The following is a 20,449-nucleotide window of genomic DNA, read 5'->3' as shown; positions in this document are numbered from 1 at the left end:
CATGCAGTTCGCCGAGATAGGAGATATTGGCATCCATTACCGGGTCGACGGCGACCCAAATGGCGCACCCGTGGTATTCGCCAATTCTCTGGGTACCGACCTACGCTTGTGGGACGCCATGCTGCCGCATTTGCCACCGGGCCTGCGGATCATCCGGTATGACAAGCGTGGGCACGGTCTGTCGTCCTGCCCTTCTGCGCCTTATTCGATGGGGTCACTGATCCGCGACGCCGAAGCTTTGTTGGACTTTCTTGAGATTCGGGATTGTGTCTTCGTCGGCCTGTCCATCGGCGGGTTGATCGCGCAGGGGCTTGCCGTAAAGCGCATGGATCAGGTTCGCGCCTTGGTCCTGTCGAACACGGCCGCGAAGATCGGAACCCCGTCAATCTGGCAGGACAGGATGAACGCGGTACGTCAGGGCGGGATCGAAGCGCTGGCGGACGCCACGATGGAGCGGTGGTTCTCAAAGCCGTTTCGCGCGTCGCCGGACCACTTGCTGTGGCGAAACATGATGGTGCGCCAGCCGGTAGATGGATATCTGGGTTGCTGCGCCGCCATTTCAGGCACCGATTTTTACACGCCGACCAGCGGCCTGAGATTGCCAACGCTTGGAATTGCCGGCAGCGAAGACGGCTCGACCCCGCCCGATCTGGTGCGCGAAACCATCGACCTGATCCCCGGCTCACGGTTCGAGCTAATGCGGAGGGCGGGCCATCTTCCATGTGTTGAACAACCAGTTGAATACGCGGCCCTGCTTCAGCAGTTCATGGCCGACATAGGACATATTTAGACGTATTTTGAAGGAGCGGTATTTTGGCGGATTTCCTATTGGTCCATGGGTCGTGCCACGGGGCGTGGTGCTGGCGCGACGTAGTCCCAGCGCTAGAGCATCTGGGGCACTCGGCGCACGCGATCGACATGCCCAGCCACGGTTCAGACCCGACACCGATCGCAGATGTGACATTGCGCAGTTGCCGCGATACCGTTCTGTCCGCCAGTTCGCCCCAAACGATAATCGTCGGGCATTCCTGGGGAGGCTATCCGATCAGCGCAGCAGCCGATGCGGACCCGAAAGGTATGAAAGCACTGGTATACCTTTGCGCCTATGTGCCCGAAGAAGGTCAATCAATGATCGAGATGCGCCGTAAATCGCCGCGACAAACGATCGGCGACGCTGTCGAGAAATCCTCGGATGGGTTGTCCTATTCCGTTAAACCGGATCGCGTTCAGGCGCTATTCTACCATGACTGTCCCCCTGCAACGGTGCCCTATGCCCTGGCGCGATTGTGTCCGCAGGCCATTGCGCCTCAGGATACGCCGCTGCCTCTTGGCGACCAATTTACGCAAGTTCCAAAGGCATATATCCGCGCATCCGACGACCGGACAATACCAAACGAATATCAGGAACACATGAGCCAAGCCGCGCCCCAACACATGCGATACGTGATCGACAGCTCGCACTCTCCGTTCTTTTCTTATCCGGACCAGTTGGCTGAAATCCTTGACGAGATCGCCAATTTGTTGCCGTCCGACCCATAAGAATTTCCGAAACCGGTATTTTCCTTGTCAAACGACTGTGGTTAAGGTCCGGTCGACATGTCCTTCTCCCGGTTCCTATGCGCCTGCCTTTCTTTTTTGTCCTGCTGACAGTCATGATCGACGCCATGGGCATCGGGCTGGTGCTGCCCATCATGCCCGACCTGATCGTCGAGGTTCAGGGGGGAACGCTGGCAAGCGCGGCAATTTGGGGCGGTGTCCTCAGCACCTCATTCGCTGCGATGCAGTTTATTTTCGGCCCTATTCTGGGGAACCTGTCAGACGCCTATGGCAGACGCATTGTTTTGTTAGTCTCCCTTTTTGTCATGGCGCTGGACTATGTCGTTATGGCCATCGCCGGCAGCATCTGGCTGTTACTGGCCGGCCGGATTGTCGGGGGCATCACGGCTGCCACCCACTCAACCGCTGCGGCATTTATGGCCGACGTATCGAAGCCGCATGAAAAAGCCGCGAACTTTGGTCTGCTAGGGGCTGCTTTCGGCGTTGGCTTTGTCCTCGGTCCCGTGATTGGTGGATTGCTAAGTGAATACGGAACGCGCGCGCCCTTTTGGGCGGCAGCAATATTGTCTTCGCTATCGTTCATCATCGGAGTGTTTGTCATGCCGGAAACGGTCACTGACAAAACCCGCAGACCCTTCAGCTTGCGCCGCGCCAACCCTGTCAATTCGCTGCACGCAATTGCTGAACTGCCGGGCATTCGACCGTTGCTGTGGGTGTATTTCCTTTATTCGGTTTCGATCTATGTCTATCCGGCGATCTGGGCCTATTTCACGACCGAGCGTTTCGGCTGGTCTGCGCAAATGATCGGCCTGTCGCTGGGTGTCTACGGAATTGGAATGGCCGCAGTACAAGGCGGGCTGATCCGCCCGGCGACCCGATATCTGGGTGAACGTGTCACCATTGTCTACGGTATGGCCTTCGAGATCGTCAGCTTTCTGTTGTTGAGTTTTCTCACAAACGGATTGATTGCGTTGCTCCTAATCCCCATTACGGCGCTTGGGGCGGTTGTTACGCCTGCCCTGCAGGCGCTGATGTCGCGCGCAACACCGGATTCTCAGCAGGGTGAACTTCAGGGCGTTCTTACATCGCTGCACGCCCTGTCCATGGTGATTTCCCCGTTGTTGATGACCAGTATTTTTGCGCAGTTCGTCAAACCCGGAACCGCGCTTTACCTGCCCGGGGCACCGTTCCTACTGGCTATGGTCTTGATGATCGTTGGATTTACCATGTTTTTGCGTTCACGCCCCAACAAGTCTTAACAACGACCCCCAAATGACGGTTTCCGTCTTGCAGAGCGTCCCTGACCGCGCCACCGTGATCCAAACGAAACGAGGGGAATCCATGCAGACGATCAAGGCCGCCGTATGCCACGCGTTCAACGAACCTTTGGTGATCGAAGATGTTCAGCTTGCGCCACCGGCTGCGGGCGAAGTTGAAGTGACCTTGGATGCGGTGGCGATCTGCCATTCCGACATCTCATACGCAAGTGGAGCGTGGGGTGGATTCCTGCCTGCCGTTTACGGGCATGAGGCCGCTGGAATCGTCACCGCAGTCGGCAGCTCCACCGATGGGTTCAAGGTAGGTGACGCTGTTGTCGTCACGCTGATCCGGGCCTGCGGATCCTGCCCGTCCTGCGCAGGAGGTCAGCCAACAATTTGCGAAACGCCATACGACACGGTCAAAGGGCCGCTGAAGACATCGAAGGGCGAGCCGCTGGAACAATCAATGGCCTGTGGCGCGTTTGCGGAAAAGGTGGTGGTCAGTCACCGGCAGATTGTCAAAATCCCTGAAAATATGCCAAAGGACGTGGCCAGCCTGCTATCTTGCGGGGTGATTACTGGGGTCGGTGCCGCAGTGAATGCCGCCGGTCTGCGCGCCGGGCAAGATGTCGTGGTCATCGGCGCGGGCGGGGTTGGCCTGAACGCCATTCAGGGGGCCCGCATCGCCGGGGCCCGGCGCATCGTGGCCGTCGACATGACCGAAGAAAAACTTGCAATCGCGAAAGAGTTCGGCGCGACCCATGGCGTTTTGGCGACATCCAAGACTCCGTGGAAGGACGCCTACAAAGCGTTGGGTGGGCGCGGTGCCGATGCCGTTCTGATTACGGTTGGCGCGATACCGGCATATGATCAGGCCGTCCGGTATCTGGGGCGCGGAGGCAAGGCCGTCATGATCGGAATGCCCCATTCCGGTGACACCGCCAGCTACGAACCCGTCATTCTGGCCGCTTTGGGACAAGGCTTGATAGGATCCAAGATGGGCGACGTGGTCATCCAGCGCGATATTCCTTGGATGATCGACCTGTATGAACAGGGCAGATTGAAACTGGACGAACTGATCTCGGGCCGCTGGTCTCTGGCGCAGATCAACGAAGCAATCGCAGACACCAAAACCGGATCGGCCAAACGCAATGTCATTGTGTTCGACAGGGCCTGACACAACGCGGGGAGAACCGGGATGAAACTGCAGGATCTCGATATCATCATCACCGCACCGCCTGCTCCGGGCTGGGGTGGGCGGTACTGGATCCTCGTTAAGCTCACGACCGACACCGGGATCACCGGTTGGGGGGAATGTTATGCCTCATCGGTTGGCCCCGAAGCGATGCGGCACGTCATCCGCGATGTGTTCGAACGGCACATGATGGGCGAAAACCCCGAGAATATCGAACTGATGTTCCGCCGCGCCTATTCCAGCGGATTTACCCAGCGCCCGGACCTGACCGTGATGGGCGCGTTTTCGGGTCTTGAGATCGCGTGCTGGGATATCCTTGGCAAGGACCGCGACCGCCCTGTCTATGCCTTGCTGGGCGGGCTGATGAACCCGCGCATCCGGGCCTACACGTATCTTTACCCCCTGCCCCAGCATAACCTGACCGATTTCTGGACTGCGCCAGATCAGGCCGCGGACTGCGCGGCCGAAATGGTCCGGCGTGGTTTCACGGCTGTAAAATTCGACCCCGCCGGCCCCTATACAATTCGCGGCGGACACATGCCTGCGATGACCGACATTTCAATGTCGGTTGCATTTTGCAAAGCGATCCGCGACGCCGTCGGAGACAAGGCAGACTTGCTATTTGGCACCCATGGCCAATTCAACACCGCAGGCGCGATCCGCTTGGGGCAGGCGTTGGAACCCTATTCCCCGCTTTGGTTCGAAGAACCCACCCCGCCCGACATGATCGAGGATATGGCCCGCGTTGCCCGTAACGTCCGTATCCCAGTTGCGACTGGGGAACGCATGACAACCAAGGCCGAATTCGGCGCGGTTTTGCGGGCTGGTGCGGCTGAAATCTTGCAGCCCGCACTCGGTCGCGCAGGGGGTATTTGGGAGATGAAGAAAGTTGCGGCAATTGCCGAAGTGTTCAACGCGCAGATGGCCCCGCACCTTTATGCCGGTCCGATTGAATGGGCCGCCAACATCCAACTGGCGGCGTCTATCCCGAACCTGTTGCTGTTGGAAACCATCGAAACGCCATTTCACGATAGCCTGATCAAGGGCACGCTTCGCGTCGAAGACGGGTTTGTAACGGCCCCAACCGCACCCGGTCTGGGGATCGACGTGGACGAAGATCTGGCCCGCGCGCATCCGTTCACTGGCGACGGGCTGCACCTGCAGATGCAGGAGGAACCTTGCGACTATGTCAACGGAAACGCCTTTCAGGGCGGGGCGCCAGCAACCGAGGGGTGACAAGCCCCCGCGATCTGAGGCATATTGGACCAGCCCCCAGTTGCGAACAGGCTGCGCGTGACGCTCAAAGAAGACAACATTCAGAACACCGACGACGCCCTGTCGGACATGAAGGACAGCGCCGCAAATGCTGCGGCGTTCCTGAAGGCTTTGGCGCATGAGGGGCGGCTGATGATCCTATGTCATTTGGGCGAGGGCGAAAAATCGGTAAGTGAGCTTGAACGGCTGCTGGATACGCGGCAGGCGGCCGTCAGCCAGATGCTTGCGAGGTTACGCGGTGAAGGTCTGGTTTCGACCCGCCGCGAAGGGAAAACGATTTACTACTCGCTTCAGGACGGCAACACGGCGCAAGTGATCGGCCTGCTATACGATTTGTTCTGCAAACCCAAAAGCTGATCCACTTAGTTCGATACGTATCCCGCGATGACCTGCAACAGCTTGAACGCGGTCGCCGCGTCATTTTCGACAACGGCCAGAAACTCTTCTTCACCGATTCGCAGACAGGACAACGCTGTTTCGGCGATCATGCTCAGGGCGCGGGGTTCTTTTCGGATCAACCCCAGTTCACCGACCAACGCGCCCGCGCCGACCGTCGCGATAAGCTGATCCGGCCCGCCCGCCTGAGGCAGATACAGGCCCGCCTCTCCTTCCAGCACAACATACGCGCCGTCTGTTGGTTGATCGTCCTTCAGGAATACAACTTCACCCGGCTTCGCATCAAACCAGCGCGCACCAAAGGCCAAAAGGCGCAACTGACGTCGATCCAGACCCGAGAACAACGGCGTTTGCTCTAGCGCCCGCAGTTTACGCGCAAGGTCTGCCGAGGCTGCACTGTCTTCCTCCACGTCCGCCGGTCCCTCATCCGAAACAACCCGACCTTGCCTGATTTCGACAAACATGTCGAATACGTCGGGACTGTCGAACTGATCATTCAGATAGATGACAGTTGTATCAGGCAGCAATGAACGCAAGTTTTTATAAACCGCGACCTGCGTTGCCATGTCATAGCTTGCCAATGCGTTTTCCAGAATAAGAATGTCCGGCTTCTTGATTGTCGCGCGCGTAAAGGCCAGCGGTTCGGCAAATACTGCTGGCAAGTTCTGGCCACCCAAAGCAACCGGGACGTCATAGATCAGCTCGACCACCAAGGGGCGCGCACCGTTTTGATCCAGCACATCGACGATCAATTTGCGCACTTCGTCCGATCTGGCCCCACCGATCTGGCTGACCTTGCCGAACAGCGCATTCTCCATCACCGTCAGACCCGGCGCAAACGCCTCGGCATCCAGAGGGGCAAATACGTCGTGCAGCGTTTCCAGCAACTTGTGTGAGTGGCTGTGCCGCAATTCGAGGATGCGGTTCTTAAGCTCATCCGTAAACGCAGGCCCGATCTGTTCGGCGGATATGACAACGGGAACAGCCAGCAGATTGGCAAGCTGTTCGTCGTCCAGCCCGGACACACCTTCATCGCGGGTTCGCTCCAGCAATTCCACCGCGCTTTCGTAGGTCTGAACCTCAAGACCCAGCTTGCGGAACAAGGGGTGGTCGGTCCCGTCCAGACCAAAGATCTGGCGTAGCATATCGACCACGTCGCGCGTCAGGTTGACCAGCGTTTCATCGAGCCCCAATTCGCGCAGTTGCCCCAAAAAGACGGGCTGACGTGCCAACAGGGCCTGCGTAACGGGCACGCGCGGCGTGGCAAACAAAAGGTTCTCGGCAACTGGCAAAGCGGCATTATAGGCATCGCGGTCAAAAACCAGCGCCTGCTGTTCCAGCCCAGCATCACGCACGGCTTGTTGGACGATCGGGCGCAGCTCGACTAGCTTTTGGGCCAGTTCGCGATGTTCATCAACGCCAAATGCCTGTTCTGATCCGCGTTGGAACAGGGCCGCGCCGGATCCCATCCCGTCAATCAGTTGCAGCCACCAGTCACGCAGCGCGTCCGCGGTCTCGACCCCGGCCAGCGACGGATCCAGCCATTCTGCCTTAAACGGGTCACGACTGTTGCCAGCCCTTTGCGTTTCGGCAAAACCGGGGTCATCCGTCGTGGCCGACAGCGGTTTGAACCGCATGGGCATCATGACATTGTCACCCAGAGTTCCCTGAAACATGACCGGCCGGGACGAGGCGTACCCGATCCGGGTTGCCACAACGCTCTGATGCAGGCCAGACAGATTGTGACCCCCGATTTCGACGCGACCCGCACTGGGAAGGATTTCACGCGTCAGCAACTCAGCAATCGCACGGCGATCTTCTTCACTCGGGGCGGCAATGCCGATGGTTTTACCCCCCGGGAATGTCAGGTTCAGATCATCCAGAACCTGATTTCCATCCATATCCCGCACCGAGACATGATCCAGAACAACATCCGCGTTCAAATGCGGGCGCTCTTTTGGGTCATCCTCGAACAGCTTTTCGTCCAGCATGCCGGGCGGCGCAAAACGATCTATCACGACGTCCCAGCGCAGAGACATATCCTGCGTCTGGTTGTAATACGTCAGCAGCTCTTTCCAGGGTGAGCTGAGATCCTTGTACGCAGCAAGCGCCGCGACAAGGGCACCCAGTGAAACCGACCCTTGCAGCACCAGCAAGCCGCCGACCAGATAGAACATGAACGGCGTGAGCTGAGAGATGAAGTTGTTTATGAACTTCATAAAGAACTTCTTCTGGTAAATCTCGAACCGAATCCCAAACAGACGCCCCAGTTGATCCGAGATCATGGCGCGGCGATACCGCCAGCCGCCATTGGCCCGCAGCGTCGATGCCCCGGCCGCATTCTCGCCAATCTGGGCGGCAAGAACGCGCACTTCCTGAATACGGCGTTTGTTGAGCAGGTTAATCTGGCGCTGAAGTTTGGGGATCAGCCACGCCTGTACCGGGATCAGGGCAACAGCCGCCAACCCGAACCAGACGCTTTGCAGGAACAAGAAGGACAAGATTGTTATCATCTGCCCGGCCTGCAATACCGGCTGACTGATCGCATCGCCCATCAAGCCGCCCATCGGCTCGCTTTCGGCGGTGACCATCGACACCATCTCGCCTTGACTGACCCGCTCGAAATATGGCTGGGGAAAGCGCAGGGCGCGGCTGATCAACTGATACCGGAACCGCCGCAACATGCGTTCGCTAAGCACGCCCTTCATCGTGTTTATGCGCATCTTCATCAAGCCATGCGCAAGCACTGCAGCCAGAAAGGCGAAACACAAGATGATCAGAAAGGTCGTCTGCGGCAGGCTGTAGCCAAGGACGTCAACAACAGGACTTGCCGCACCGATAGCGTCATTGATGATCCGCTTCGGCAATTCCAACGTCAGGTAGAGTAGCGGAAACAGCGTCGAGGTGACGGCCAGAAGGATAAGCTGGTCGCGTTTCGAATACTTCCAAATAAACCGGAAAATAGTACGTTCTATGGAACCTGCCCCTGTTGCGGATCACTGATCCGATCCTGACATATGCGTCGCAAATCCAACTTGGTGATTTTACCGCAATCACATCAGAATACGCAAATAGTTTCCAATTTGATCAGATAATTGCCGACTGTGAACAAGTTCATTTGCGCAACAACAATTAAGCACATACTGTTGTCCGCAGGACGATATCGGGAGGTCTAATTTGCCTGCCAACTTAGGCGCTGTGTTTTTGATGCTCTGCTTGTTGCAGATCAAACACATGTTTGCGGACTATTATCTCCAAACGCCCAAGATGCTGGCGGGGCGTGGCGAGTATTTTCATCTGGGACGCGCTCAGCATGCCGCGGTGCATGTTGTGGGCTCTGTCTTGGTGTTTTTGATCTTTGGTGCGCCGTGGTCCTTCATCCTGATAATCGCCGCCTTGGAATGGATCGTCCATTTCAACATCGACTTTGCGAAAGCAAGCTACTCTGACAAAAAACAGCTGATGCCGACACAGGCCGCGTTCTGGCGCGCCGCCGGGTTGGATCAGTGTCTGCACAACCTGACCTATGTGGCTATGGTTTGGGCCTGGGTAAAATTCGCGGCTTAGAAGACGCGTTCAGCCACATGAATGGCCGCCAACTTTGCACAAGTTGACGACCTTGTATTCTGGGCACAATCTTGACTTGACCGGGCTAGCCCAGAACCGAAAAACTGCTTTCTTCGTTTATGGGTCGCTTGCGCGAGTAAAACCCCACATCAATCGAGCGTTTGATAAACGGCAGTTCAAACTGTAACGGCTGGGCATCGTGATCCGCGCCACCCTCGCAATAGCCGATCAGGGCCGCCATCATCTTACCTGCAATCGGCGCGTTCTTGTATTGGTTCCCGCTGGTGCCGCAGGCCATGTAGAACCCCGGCAGGCTGGACTTGTCGTAGATCGGAATCCAGTCGGTAGACGCGTCATACAGGTCCACAACACCACGTGTCTTCGAAGGTATCCCAAGGCTGGGCACCCGCTGCGCGTAACGCATGGCCTGCGTCGTCCATTGATCCGTAAAGTCGTGGTTATAGTGAACGTCGTCCTCGCACCATTGATGCGGATCGCATTCGGGATCTTCCGAGCCGATCAGGATATGGTTGCCATGCTCGGGCCGGCAATACAGGGCAATGTCACTGTCGGACACGATTGTACCGTCATGTTCAAAATCGAAACCCTCGGGGGACGGGACGTGTACTACCTCCTGCCGTAAGGGGCGGGTTTCAATCGTCATGTCGTCCAGAACCCCGGCCATCTTGTTCACGATCGCGGAGCCCGGCCCTGCAACATTCACGACGACCTTGGCGCGGATCTCTTCGCCCGAGGCCAGTTTGACGCCCGCAACACGTCCGCCGTCTTTTAGTATCTCGACAACTTCGGCCCCGGTGCGCAGCTCGGCCCCGTGTTGCTTTGCCGCGTCCATCAGATTCTGGGCCGACAGCGCCGGGTCGGTAACATAGCCAGCCTGAGGCCAGAACACCCCGCCCTGCATCTTGCGCCCGTTAGGCTGCCCGAACTCAGGATCGTCTTTTCGACGGGCCGGTGCGTAGCTTTCCAGCGAATACACAGGCAGGCGTTCCGTGATTTTTTCAGGCGACCATTCCTCGAACGGGCAATCCAGATCGGCGCTGTTCGCCATGTGCTTTTCCAACATCCCGTTGGCATCGGTTTTCATCACAAGACACCCGGTCTCGCGAAACTGCGCAAGGTTTGCATCCTTGGGCAAGCCTAAATACGCGGCCCAATCCCGCCAATAGTGATACCCTTCCCACGCAAAGGCCGTGCCGTCAAAGGTCGAATAGTGCATCCGAATGATCGCACAGGAACCAGCGGTCGAGCCGTGGCCAACCTGACTGTTTCGATCCAGGGATAGGGTTTTCCAGCCCGCTTTTGCCATCTCGAACGCGATTGCGGAACCGATCACTCCTGTTCCGATTATGATTGCGTCTGGTTGGCTCATGCTGGGTCTCCTTTCCAGTAGCGCATGGAATAGGCGCTGAATTCTTCGATTTCTTCGGGTCGTGGTTCGACCCCTGTAAAGACGTACAGATAATGCGGAACCATCGATATCCGCACAGACATGGGTTCGTTCAGTTGCGCCAGATCGTAGCCGATCTGCATGTAATACAGCACGCGGGCGCGGGTTTCGGCCTCGACCTCGGAATAGCCATAGCGGGCGAACATGGCGTGCAACGCCTTCAGCCGCCGCGCGTCAGACTGATCCAGCGCACGCCTTACCTTGCCCGACTTGCGTGCCCAATCGCGTACTGCGAAGTCCAGCGCAGTATCGAACAAGTCGGTGTTCACCACACAGCGATGCACGTTGCACACCGCAGCCGTAACAGTTGCTGCCGAGGCTTCGGCCTGCGCGATCAGGGCTGCCGTGTTTGTGGCTTGCCATCGTTCGAGCAATGCATCCATCAACTCCTGACGCGACTTGAAATACCAGTAGAAGGACGAGCGGGACACAGCCATCCGTTCGGCCAGATTCAGTACTTTTATCTGATCCACACCATCGGAAATCAGAACGTCCATCGCCACGTTCAGCCAGTCGTCGCGCGTAACCTTGATATTACCGACCAGAGGTTCGGCTTTAGGGTCATCTCGGTGGAGGATCGGTTTATTGCTCATTCAACTCTCCGGCGGTGCGCCGCCCTCTTCCGTACGACGTGCAACGAAATTCCTCACAGCCTCAATCCGGTCACCGTCCTGTTTGGGTGGCTGGAAATTGGCTAGGATGTCCTTCCACACACCCGTAGCCCGGTGATTGGCGTCGACTGACCCGCGCTCAGTCCAGGTGCCAAAATTGGCATAGTCGTGAACGTGCGGCTCATAAAACGCGGTGTTGTAACGCTCCATCGTCTGACTGGTCGCAAAGAAATGGCCGCTGGGTTCAACTTCGCTCAGTGCGGTGTCGAAACCGATCTCAGCCAGACCCGCCTGCGCCCCTGCGCAAAGTTCGGCCACCATGTTCAACACTTCGGCATCACAGACCAGCTTTTCGAAGGAAACGGTCAACCCGCCTTCCAGCCACCCGGCCGAATGAATGATCACCGTTGCCCCGGCCATCAAACACCCCCACAAACCGAACTGGTTTTCGTTCGCTGCCTGAACGTCATTGCTGTTGGAGGCCGACCCCGCAGCAGACCGCCACGGCAGGCCCAGATGCCGCGCCAACTGCCCCGCCGCCAGCGACGCCTGAAAATGCGAGGGCGTCCCGAACGCAGGCGCGCCGGATTTCATATCAACATTGCTTGTGAATGTCCCATAGCAGACTGGCGCACCGGGATTTACCAATTGGGTCAGCGCAATGGCGGACAGGGCTTCGGCATGGGACAATGTAATTGCCCCTGCCACAGTAATTGGTGCCATTGCCCCCATCAGCGTAAAGGGCGTGACAATCGACATCTGTCCGTGGCGGGCAAAATCTATCAGCCCCTGCGCCATTGGAACATCCAACGTCCGGGGGCTGTTGGTGTTGATGATCGTATAGCAGTGCGGGTTTGCGCGGAATGCGTCATCCGACAACCCGCGAGCGGTCGAGAGCATTTCAAAGCAATCCATCACCTGCGGTGTCCCGCGCGAGAAAAAGAACGGAAACTTGTCCGTCAACTCCATCTGCGCCTGCGTGGTGAAATAGTGCCGCAAGTGGGTTGGCACGTCCTGCGGTTCAACCTGGGGCGAGATCATCTGGAACACATCAAAATGATGGGTAAGCTTCAGGAACTCCAGATAGTCCTGCCCTGTTGCCGGACGGCGCCCCCGTTCAAGATCGGTCGCATTGGGGGCACCTGCCCCGGGCTGAAAGACCAGACTGCCCAGTTCCAGCGTAAAATCCCGGCGGCGAGCCCCTGCGCGACAGGCAATGGATTTTGGGGCCGAGGCTACAGCGGCCTCGACAATGTCGCGCCCGATAAAGACCATCTCGGTTTGCTCATCAACCTTGGCACCGGCTGCGGCGAAAATCCTTCTTGCCTCGGGCAGCAGGACCTTGATGCCCAACTCCTGCAACAAGCGCAGGGCGGTTTCATGCATGTCGGCGATCTGCTCTGCCGGGAAAACCTCCATCTGCGGGAACGGGTTCCTGAGTTGGCGGTAGTTCACATCACGCATTGCGGCAGATGGGGCTTCTGCGCCACGCCCACGCCGTCGCCTGCCGCGTTCCGAGGTTTGTGAGATCATCGTCAACCCCGCATCGCCTGGCCTTGCGGATCATAAGGCGACGGTGCAATCACCCTTGCCGGGCGCTCAACACCGACCACATGAACCGACAGATCAGTCCCCGGAGTTGCTTTGTCGCGGTCGACCAGTGCCATCGCCAGCGACTTGCCGGTGTAATGGCCATATCCGCCCGAGGTCACGAACCCGACCCGCTCACCATTGGCCCAGACGGGTTCATACCCGCTTGCGTCCGCATCCAGCGCATCAACCTCCAACGTGACCTGCACCTGCGCGGGGCCGTTGCCGTCGCGTTCGGCCAGTGCAGCATGTTTGCCGACAAACTCCTTGTCCCAGTCGATCCAGCGATCCATCCCCGTCATGCCGGGCGTGTAAAGCTGTGTGAACTCTGCCGACCAGATGCCAAAGCTCTTTTCAAGGCGGGTCGACAGCATGGCGTTAAAGCCGCATTCGCGAATGCCTTCGTCTGCCCCGGCTTCAAGCAGCATCCGGCGCAGCTTGATGTGATCACCATAACGGCAGTTGATCTCATACCCTTTTTCACCGGTGACCGACATGCGCACAACACGGGCGCGGACGAGGCCGATATCGAAATCCCCGCAGCCCATGAATTTTAAGCCCGAGATATCCTGCTCAGCCAATTTCTCGACCACGGCCTGCGATTTTGGGCCGACTACGGCAAACCCACAATATTCCTCGCCCAGATCGCGAACGGCCACACCGTCGATCATGTGGTCTTCAAACCACCGCATATGCCAGGCGCGCAGGTAATAGCTGCCCATGATCCACCATGTCCCATCGCCCCAGTTCAGCACAGTCAGGTCACCCTTGAGCCGCCCGTTCTCGCCCAGCATCGGGGCCAGCTTTGCCCGTCCGGGCGCTGGCAGTTTCGAGGCCATCACTTTATCCAACCAGACCTGCGCGTTGGGGCCGCTGACCTCGAACCGCGAGAAACCACTGATATCCATCAGGCCCACGCCCTGGCGGATCACCTTGCATTCCTCGGCTACGATGTCATGCGCGTTCGATCGCTTCAGGGTTGGTGTTTCCTCGAACCCTTTGGGCGCGAAATAAAGCGGCACTTCAAGATCCCAACTGATGCCCCACTTGCAACCCGCCTCGGTCATCGCGTCATGCGCCGGAGCCATCTTCAACGGACGCCCCGCAGGCAGTTGTTCGTTCGGATAGGTCATCACGAAGCGGCGGGAATAGAACTGTCCGGTCGTTTCGCGGATATACCGCTTGTTCTGCGCGAAATCGCCAAAGCGGGCCACATCCATAGGCCACGCATCAGCCTCGGGTTCACCATGGATCATCCACTCAGCCAGCGTCTTACCGACGCCACCGCCTTGCAAGAAGCCTGCCATCACCGCGCAGGCTGACCAATAGCCGCGCTTGCCCGGCACCGGCCCGACCAGAGGATTCCCGTCCGGCGCAAAGGTAAACGCACCGTTGACCCACGTCTTGATGCCCACATTCTGGATCGACGGATAGCGTTCAAAGCCCAGTGTCAGCTCATTCTCGATCCGGTCTAGCTGCTCCTGAAACAGTTCTTCACCGTAATTCCACGGCGCGCCGTCCATGGCCCAGTGTTCGTGTTCCACCTCATAAATACCAACCAGAACGCCCTTCTGGTCCTGCCGCATATAGGTGAAGCCTTCCAGATCCACGGTCATTGGCATCTCGAAATCCGCCTGGGCAACCTCGGGGACCGTGTCGGTGATCAGATAATGGTGCTTGAGTGGTGAGACCGGCAGTTCGACCCCTGCCATGCGGCCCACCTGCTTGGCCCAGAGGCCGGCTGCGTTGACCACGTGCTCACAGGTGATTGTGCCCTTATCGGTCACGACTTCCCAACCGTCGGCGGTATGCGTCAGGCTTTCAACCTTGGTCTCTTCGTAATATTCAGCACCGCGTTTCTTGGCTGCGGTCGCATAAGCCTGCACGGTGCCGGTCGTGTCGATATACCCTTCGCGATCCGCCCACATCGCGCCCAGCACACCATCAGTGGACATGATCGGGCAACGTCGCTGCGCCTCTTCCGGGGACAGCAACTCGCAATCGTCGATCCCAATGGATTGGAAGATGCGATAGTTCGCTTGCAGCCATTCCCACCGTTCCGGGGTGCCCGCCAAGGTCAGGCCACCTGTCATGTGCAGGCCGATATTCTGGCCGGATTCTTTTTCGATCTCACTCAGCAGGTCAATGGTATAAGCCTGCAATGCCGCCATGTTCGGATCAGCGTTCAAGGCGTGAATACCGCCCGCCGCATGCCACGAGGACCCCGACGCAAGACGCCGCCGTTCCAGCATCACCACATCCGACCAGCCAAACTTGGCCAGATGATACAGAACCGAGGCACCCACGACGCCGCCCCCGATGACCACAACACGATACTGAGATTTCATCCTGCACTCCCCCGCATGACTCGCAGGGGACGCTAGACGCACTGTTCACCTCTGTCTAGACATTTCTGTACAGTTCTGATGGTCAAAATCTTGCAAGACCTGATCGGGACTTTAAAGCTGGGCGCTGGGTCGCGACGCTATCTTGTCAAACCAGGCCAGAGTTGCCGTGTTTTCCTGAGGAATCTTCATTTTGATTACGCGTGCGAAATCAACGAATACAAATGTCGAAATATCCGCCAACGTAAACACTTCGCCCGCGACAAAATCACTTTCGGCAAGCCTGGCTTCCAGAACATCGAAAAACCGCGCGACCCGCACTGTCGCGCGCTGCGCCAACTCGGGGATCTGGGCGTGGTTCACGGGTCCGGGTATCGCCCTATCTTCAAACGCCGGATGGGTATTGCGCAGCGCCTCGGCAATCGGCGCACCGCCTTGTTGCTCGACTATACTGTTCCACATCAGAACCGCACCCTTTTCGTCCGGTGTCCGCCCCATCAAGGGCGGCTCGGGAAAGCGTGCTTCCAGATAAGCCGCGATTCCCAGATTCTCGGCCAACGTAGTCCCTTCGTCGGTTACAAGAACCGGAATGGTCGCGTTCGGATTGACGGCACGAAATTCCTCGCTGAGTTGCTCGCCCTTGGCAATGGAGATGTCGCGGGTCTCAATCGCAAGCCCTTTTTCAGCGATGAACATCCGTGCACGGCGGGGGTTCGGAGCAGTAGAGCAATCATAAAACAGCATCAGAAAAATCCTTATAAGCCAGTTAGCGGCGATAAACGAAGCAGCGGCCTTCGACGGCCCCCGTCGGCAATGGCAATTCTGTCAGGGTTTCGAAATACATCCGGTCGCTCGATACCATCAGCCCCCCTTCCGCCAAAAGCGGCTCGATCAAAGGCGACACAAGACGCGCAAACGCATCGTTCTTTTCCCGGTTGTGACCGCCAAGATCAGCGTGGATCACGCTGGCCGTTGCGCCAAAGCGATCCAGCGCCGCAGGAAGCGTTTCCCGTACATCCCCCAAAATCACCAGATCCTCTGGCGGGGTTGAATCAGGATGCGAGGCAACAGCACGCTCAAAAACATAGACGGGCCGATCTTTGATATACTGGGCCATATGGTGATAGGTGCGACCATTGCCCAACCCCAGTTCGAACACAGGCCCCGTCATGCCTTTTGTCTGTGCAATGGCGTGGTCCAGACAGGCTCGCTGCGAAACCATACGGTCGATGAACAAATCGAGGCGGCTTTGGTCGTCAGGCACTGGGAAATCTCTCCTTGATATCTGTCGGTATGAAAGGTGGGACCGACATCGCATTTGATGGCAAATCCTCAAGGCTTTGTGTAGGCAAATAGGCCTCGGATTCAAATTTTCGCGACATTTCAGCACAAGAACGGGTTTGACTAGTTGGGTCCAACCGCGCGAAACTGCTTCAAAAAACACGGGGAGTTGAACAAGCCGATGAAAACCCACGGCCAGACGGGTGGAAAACCCGCATGACTGCGTTGTTGTCTGTCCGAGACCTCAGCATCGGTTTCGGTGCGGGCGATTCTGTTGTTAAAGACGTCAACTTCGACGTCGAAGCCGGGCAGACACTTGCGCTGGTTGGAGAGTCGGGCTCGGGAAAAACGATCTCGTGCAGGGCGGCGCTACGCATCCTGCCGCGCACTGCACAAATTCGCAGCGGCACCATTACTCTGAATGATTCCAAGGGAATGGAAGACCTGACCCGGATCAGCGAACGCCAGATGAGGGATATCCGAGGCAACCGTGTTTCGATGATCTTTCAGGAGCCGATGCGTTCCCTGTCGCCCCTGCACAAGATCGGAAATCAGGTAAGCGAAGTCCTCTGGCTGCATCGCGGCGCGTCCGAAGCCCAGGCGCGCAAAGAAGTTCTGACACAGTTTGAACGAGTCGGGTTTCCCGATCCCCAGCGCGCGTATGATTCTTATCCGTTTGAACTGTCGGGCGGTATGCGGCAGCGCGCGATGATCGCGATGGCCATGGTTTCCAAGCCAGAGCTGCTGATTGCCGACGAACCCACGACCGCGTTAGACGTGACAACTCAGGCGCAGGTGCTGGGGCTGATCAAAGAGCTTCAGCGTGAAACCGGAATGGCGCTGATCCTCGTAACACACGATCTGGGCGTGGTTGCGAATATGGCAGAGCAGGTCGTTGTCATGCACAAGGGCCGCGTCATGGAATCCGGTGCGGCCGCACCTATCCTGACCGACCCGGCGCATCCATACACACAGCAGTTATTCAACGCGGCCCCGGAAATTCCCGACGAAGATTCGGTAGGCATCCCGATGCCTGACGAGGACCTGATCCTGCAACTGAAGGGCGTATCCAAGACATATACAATGCGTTCAAGCAAAGGGTGGCAAGGGGAACGGCTGATACATGCCTGCCGCGGCGTGGACCTGAACCTTGCTCGCGGCAAGACGTTGGCCATCGTGGGCGAAAGCGGCTCTGGCAAAACCACCGCCGCCCGCATAGCCTTGGGCGCGGAGCCACCCGATCCGGGTGGAGAGGTTCTTTTCCGCACGTCCCCGAACGAGGACCCGATAACCGTTCACCGGATGTCTCGCGCGCAACGCACCGCCTTTCAGCGCAAGGCGCAGATGGTGTTTCAGGACCCCTACAGCTCGCTCAGTCCGCGTATGCGCATTCAGGACGCCATGACCGAACCGCTGGAAATACACAACATCGGCTCGGCTGCGGAACAAAGGGACAAGGCCGCCGAAATGCTACAACGGGTCGGCTTGAACGCCGATATGCTGAAACGCTATCCGCACGCGTTTTCGGGTGGCCAGCGTCAGCGCCTGTCTATCGCACGCGCCATGATGCTGGACCCTCAACTCATCGTCTGCGACGAGCCTACTTCGGCGCTGGACGTGTCGGTTCAGGAACAAATCCTGACACTGTTGGAAAACCTGCAGGAAAGTCTGAACCTGTCGTATTTCTTCATCTCCCACGACCTGGCGGTCGTGGCGCGGATTGCCGACGAAGTCGCGGTGATGCGCCGGGGTCTGGTGGTGGAACAAGCCCCGCCCGAGACCCTGTTCTACAACCCCCGCCACCCCTACACCAAGGCGCTGATTGCCGCTCAGCCGGAACCCGACATCAACCGGCCCATTGACCTGAATTTGGTTGCTTTGGGCGCTGGTTCACCAGACAGTTGGGATGACGCCTTCCGATTTACCGACTCCGTGATACCTTCGCTGGTAGAGATGGAGCCCGGCCATAAGGTACGATGCCATGTTTAAGACCACTCGCCCCCTGTTACTGGCAGCCGCTTTTTCGGCCCTGTGTTCCCTGCCGACACTGGCCGCGACACCCACCCCAGTCGAAGGCCCCTTCTGGCAGTCTGAGGTCAGCGCGGGCAACCTACCCCCAATCGAGGAGCGGCTTCCGGCTGACCCCTTGGTCGTGGACCTTGCCGCGAAGGGGCGCGAATTTGGCACCCCGGGCGGCACCCTGCGCACGATGGTGACGCGTTCCAAGGACATTCGCCAGATGGTCGTTTACGGCTATGCCCGTTTGGTTGGATTTGACCAAAACTACGAGATTGTCCCGGACCTGCTCGCGTCATTTGAAAACGAAGGGAACCGCAAGTTCACGCTGCGCCTGCGAGAAGGTCATAAATGGTCGGACGGCTCGCCTTTCACGTCCGAGGACTTTCGGTACTGGTGGGAGGACGTTGCGAACAACGAACTGCTCAGCCCGTCCGGGCCGCCCGACTTCCTGATTGTCGAGGGCAAGCCGCCAACCGTCAGCTTCCCGGACGAAACCACAGTCGTGTATGAATGGGACGATCCGAACCCCGACTTTCTGCAATCTCTGGCGCAGGCCCGCCCGCCCTTCATTTACCGGCCTTCAGAATTCCTCAAGCAATATCACGAGAAATTCGCTGATGCCGATGAGCTGGCCTTTCAGGTCGAGGATGCCCGCGTCAAAAGCTGGGCCGCGCTGCACAACAAGTTGGATAACCTGTATAAGTTCGACAATCACCAACTGCCCACGTTGCAGCCGTGGCTGAACGCAAGTTCCGGCAAGAAGATCCGGCACAATTTTGTCCGCAACCCTTATTATCACCGCATCGACAGCAAAGGCATGCAATTGCCCTATATCGACGTCGTCGAGATGGAGATCGTCGCTCCCGGACTGGTGGCCGCGAAAACAAACGCTGGCGAAACCGATCTGCAAGGGCGTGGGCTGGCGTTCCGCGACGCCTCGATCCTGAAAAAAGGTGAAACGGGCGGCGACTACAAAACCTTGCTATGGAAAACCGGAGTCGCGTCGCAGATTGCGATTTATCCCAACCTGAATTTTGCCGATGATGCGTGGCGCGAGGTTCTGCGCGACGTGCGCGTGCGCCGTGCCCTGTCGTTGGCCATCGACCGAAAGACGATCAATCAGGCACTCTATTTCAAGCTGGCGCAGCCAGGGGCCATGTCTGTTCTGCCAGCCTCGCCGTTTTATGACGAAGAAAACGCAAAGGCTTGGGCCCAGTACGATATTGAACAAGCCAATGCCCTACTGGATGAGGCTGGCCTGACCGAGCGTGACAAGAACGGTATCCGCCTGTTGCCCGATGGACGCCCGATGGAGCTGATCATTGAAACGGCAGGCGAACGGCAAGAAGTTGAGAACGCGCTGCAGATCGTTACCGACACTTGGCGTGAGATTGGCGTTGACCTTGTGATGCGCCCATTGGACAGGGATATCCTTCGCAACCGGGTATTCGCGGGGAACACGATGGCCTCGGTCTGGTTTGGTTGGGATGATGGAATTCCGCAGCTCCATACCTCACCGGCGTATCTGGCGCCGACCGATCAGGTGTTTCTGGCCTGGCCCAAATGGGGGCAGTACTATCAGACCGGAGGCGAAGCTGGTGAGCCGCCCGACATGCCCGAAGCACAGCGCCTGATGGAGCTGGCCCATGATTGGCAGATCGCCAAGACGGACGATGAGCGGCAGACCGCGTGGAACGAAATGCTGAAGATACACGCGGACCAGTTGTACGCGATCGGTATCCTGAACGGTGCGCCTCAGCCCATCGTTGTCTCGAACCGGCTGCGCAATGTGCCCGAGCAGGCAATGTGGGCATGGGAACCGGGTGCTCATTTTGGTATTCATCGTCCCGACGAGTTTTTCTTCGCCGACTGACAGGAGCAGCTAA

General features: G+C 58.0%; 16 protein-coding genes. 9 read left to right on the top strand and 7 right to left on the bottom strand.

The genetic code is table 11. From position 1 onward, the window contains the following. Position 1 precedes the first annotated feature (1 nt). The 6 genes from pcaD (at position 2) to GOX75_RS06350 (ending at position 5,643) form a co-directional block, all read left to right on the top strand. Positions 2 to 790 carry a 3-oxoadipate enol-lactonase gene (gene pcaD / locus GOX75_RS06375; RefSeq protein WP_171121760.1) on the top strand — a complete coding sequence of 263 codons (789 nt, stop codon included), beginning with the start codon at positions 2 to 4 and terminating at the stop codon, positions 788 to 790. A gap of 23 nt (positions 791 to 813) precedes the next feature. Then, positions 814 to 1,539, top strand: coding sequence for an alpha/beta fold hydrolase (locus GOX75_RS06370; RefSeq protein ID WP_171121759.1), 726 nt, complete (start codon positions 814 to 816; stop codon positions 1,537 to 1,539). A gap of 77 nt (positions 1,540 to 1,616) precedes the next feature. Beyond that, positions 1,617 to 2,816: a TCR/Tet family MFS transporter gene (locus tag GOX75_RS06365; protein WP_171121758.1), complete on the top strand. Its 1,200-nt coding sequence runs from the start codon at positions 1,617 to 1,619 to the stop codon at positions 2,814 to 2,816. A gap of 82 nt (positions 2,817 to 2,898) precedes the next feature. Next, entirely contained in the window at positions 2,899 to 3,993 is a 1,095-nt protein-coding gene (locus tag GOX75_RS06360; RefSeq protein WP_171122321.1) for a Zn-dependent alcohol dehydrogenase, read from the top strand. A gap of 21 nt (positions 3,994 to 4,014) precedes the next feature. After that, positions 4,015 to 5,247 (top strand): mandelate racemase/muconate lactonizing enzyme family protein, encoded by a 1,233-nt coding sequence (locus GOX75_RS06355; protein ID WP_171121757.1) that lies wholly within the window; start codon positions 4,015 to 4,017, stop codon positions 5,245 to 5,247. 108 nt (positions 5,248 to 5,355) lie between these two features. Further along, positions 5,356 to 5,643, top strand: coding sequence for a helix-turn-helix transcriptional regulator (locus GOX75_RS06350; protein WP_171122319.1), 288 nt, complete (start codon positions 5,356 to 5,358; stop codon positions 5,641 to 5,643). A 5-nt stretch (positions 5,644 to 5,648) separates the two neighbouring features. Here GOX75_RS06350 and GOX75_RS06345 read toward each other — a convergent pair whose 3' ends face one another. After that, complete coding sequence (locus tag GOX75_RS06345) at positions 5,649 to 8,645, bottom strand: ABC transporter transmembrane domain-containing protein (RefSeq protein ID WP_171122317.1); 2,997 nt, start codon at positions 8,643 to 8,645, stop codon at positions 5,649 to 5,651. 244 nt (positions 8,646 to 8,889) lie between these two features. On the opposite strand from GOX75_RS06345, the gene GOX75_RS06340 reads away from it, so the two are divergent. Continuing rightward, complete coding sequence (locus tag GOX75_RS06340; RefSeq protein WP_171122314.1) at positions 8,890 to 9,249, top strand: DUF3307 domain-containing protein; 360 nt, start codon at positions 8,890 to 8,892, stop codon at positions 9,247 to 9,249. A gap of 85 nt (positions 9,250 to 9,334) precedes the next feature. On the opposite strand, the gene GOX75_RS06335 is transcribed toward GOX75_RS06340, so the two are convergent. The 6 genes from GOX75_RS06335 to GOX75_RS06310 all read right to left on the bottom strand — a co-directional run bounded on the left by GOX75_RS06335 (position 9,335) and on the right by GOX75_RS06310 (position 16,527). Beyond that, positions 9,335 to 10,639 carry an FAD-binding oxidoreductase gene (locus GOX75_RS06335; protein WP_171121756.1) on the bottom strand — a complete coding sequence of 435 codons (1,305 nt, stop codon included), beginning with the start codon at positions 10,637 to 10,639 and terminating at the stop codon, positions 9,335 to 9,337. After that, a complete protein-coding gene (locus GOX75_RS06330; protein WP_171121755.1) occupies positions 10,636 to 11,310 on the bottom strand; it encodes a TetR/AcrR family transcriptional regulator in 675 nt (224 codons plus the stop codon). The genes GOX75_RS06335 and GOX75_RS06330 overlap by 4 nt, the downstream gene beginning before the upstream one ends. After that, on the bottom strand, positions 11,311 to 12,861 hold the full coding sequence (locus tag GOX75_RS06325; RefSeq protein ID WP_171121754.1) for a trimethylamine methyltransferase family protein: 1,551 nt from the start codon (positions 12,859 to 12,861) through the stop codon (positions 11,311 to 11,313). 2 nt (positions 12,862 to 12,863) lie between these two features. After that, on the bottom strand, positions 12,864 to 15,266 hold the full coding sequence (locus tag GOX75_RS06320; RefSeq protein ID WP_171121753.1) for an FAD-dependent oxidoreductase: 2,403 nt from the start codon (positions 15,264 to 15,266) through the stop codon (positions 12,864 to 12,866). Positions 15,267 to 15,377: 111 nt separating this feature from the next. Beyond that, positions 15,378 to 16,007, bottom strand: coding sequence for a glutathione S-transferase family protein (locus GOX75_RS06315; protein WP_171121752.1), 630 nt, complete (start codon positions 16,005 to 16,007; stop codon positions 15,378 to 15,380). Between the two features lie 22 nt (positions 16,008 to 16,029). Next, complete coding sequence (locus GOX75_RS06310; RefSeq protein WP_371808140.1) at positions 16,030 to 16,527, bottom strand: class I SAM-dependent methyltransferase; 498 nt, start codon at positions 16,525 to 16,527, stop codon at positions 16,030 to 16,032. Positions 16,528 to 16,760: 233 nt separating this feature from the next. On the opposite strand from GOX75_RS06310, the gene GOX75_RS06305 reads away from it, so the two are divergent. After that, positions 16,761 to 18,533 carry an ABC transporter ATP-binding protein gene (locus GOX75_RS06305; RefSeq protein WP_171121750.1) on the top strand — a complete coding sequence of 591 codons (1,773 nt, stop codon included), beginning with the start codon at positions 16,761 to 16,763 and terminating at the stop codon, positions 18,531 to 18,533. Beyond that, a complete protein-coding gene (locus GOX75_RS06300; RefSeq protein ID WP_171121749.1) occupies positions 18,526 to 20,436 on the top strand; it encodes an ABC transporter substrate-binding protein in 1,911 nt (636 codons plus the stop codon). The genes GOX75_RS06305 and GOX75_RS06300 overlap by 8 nt, the downstream gene beginning before the upstream one ends. The last annotated feature ends 13 nt before the right edge of the window (positions 20,437 to 20,449 follow it).

Origin of the sequence: Ruegeria sp. HKCCD7251 (genome assembly GCF_013031165.1) — a bacterium.
In the GTDB taxonomy this organism is placed as follows: domain Bacteria; phylum Pseudomonadota; class Alphaproteobacteria; order Rhodobacterales; family Rhodobacteraceae; genus Ruegeria.
The sequence above is the reverse complement of the archived record's forward strand: the minus strand, read 5'-3'. Positions and strand labels throughout refer to the sequence as shown.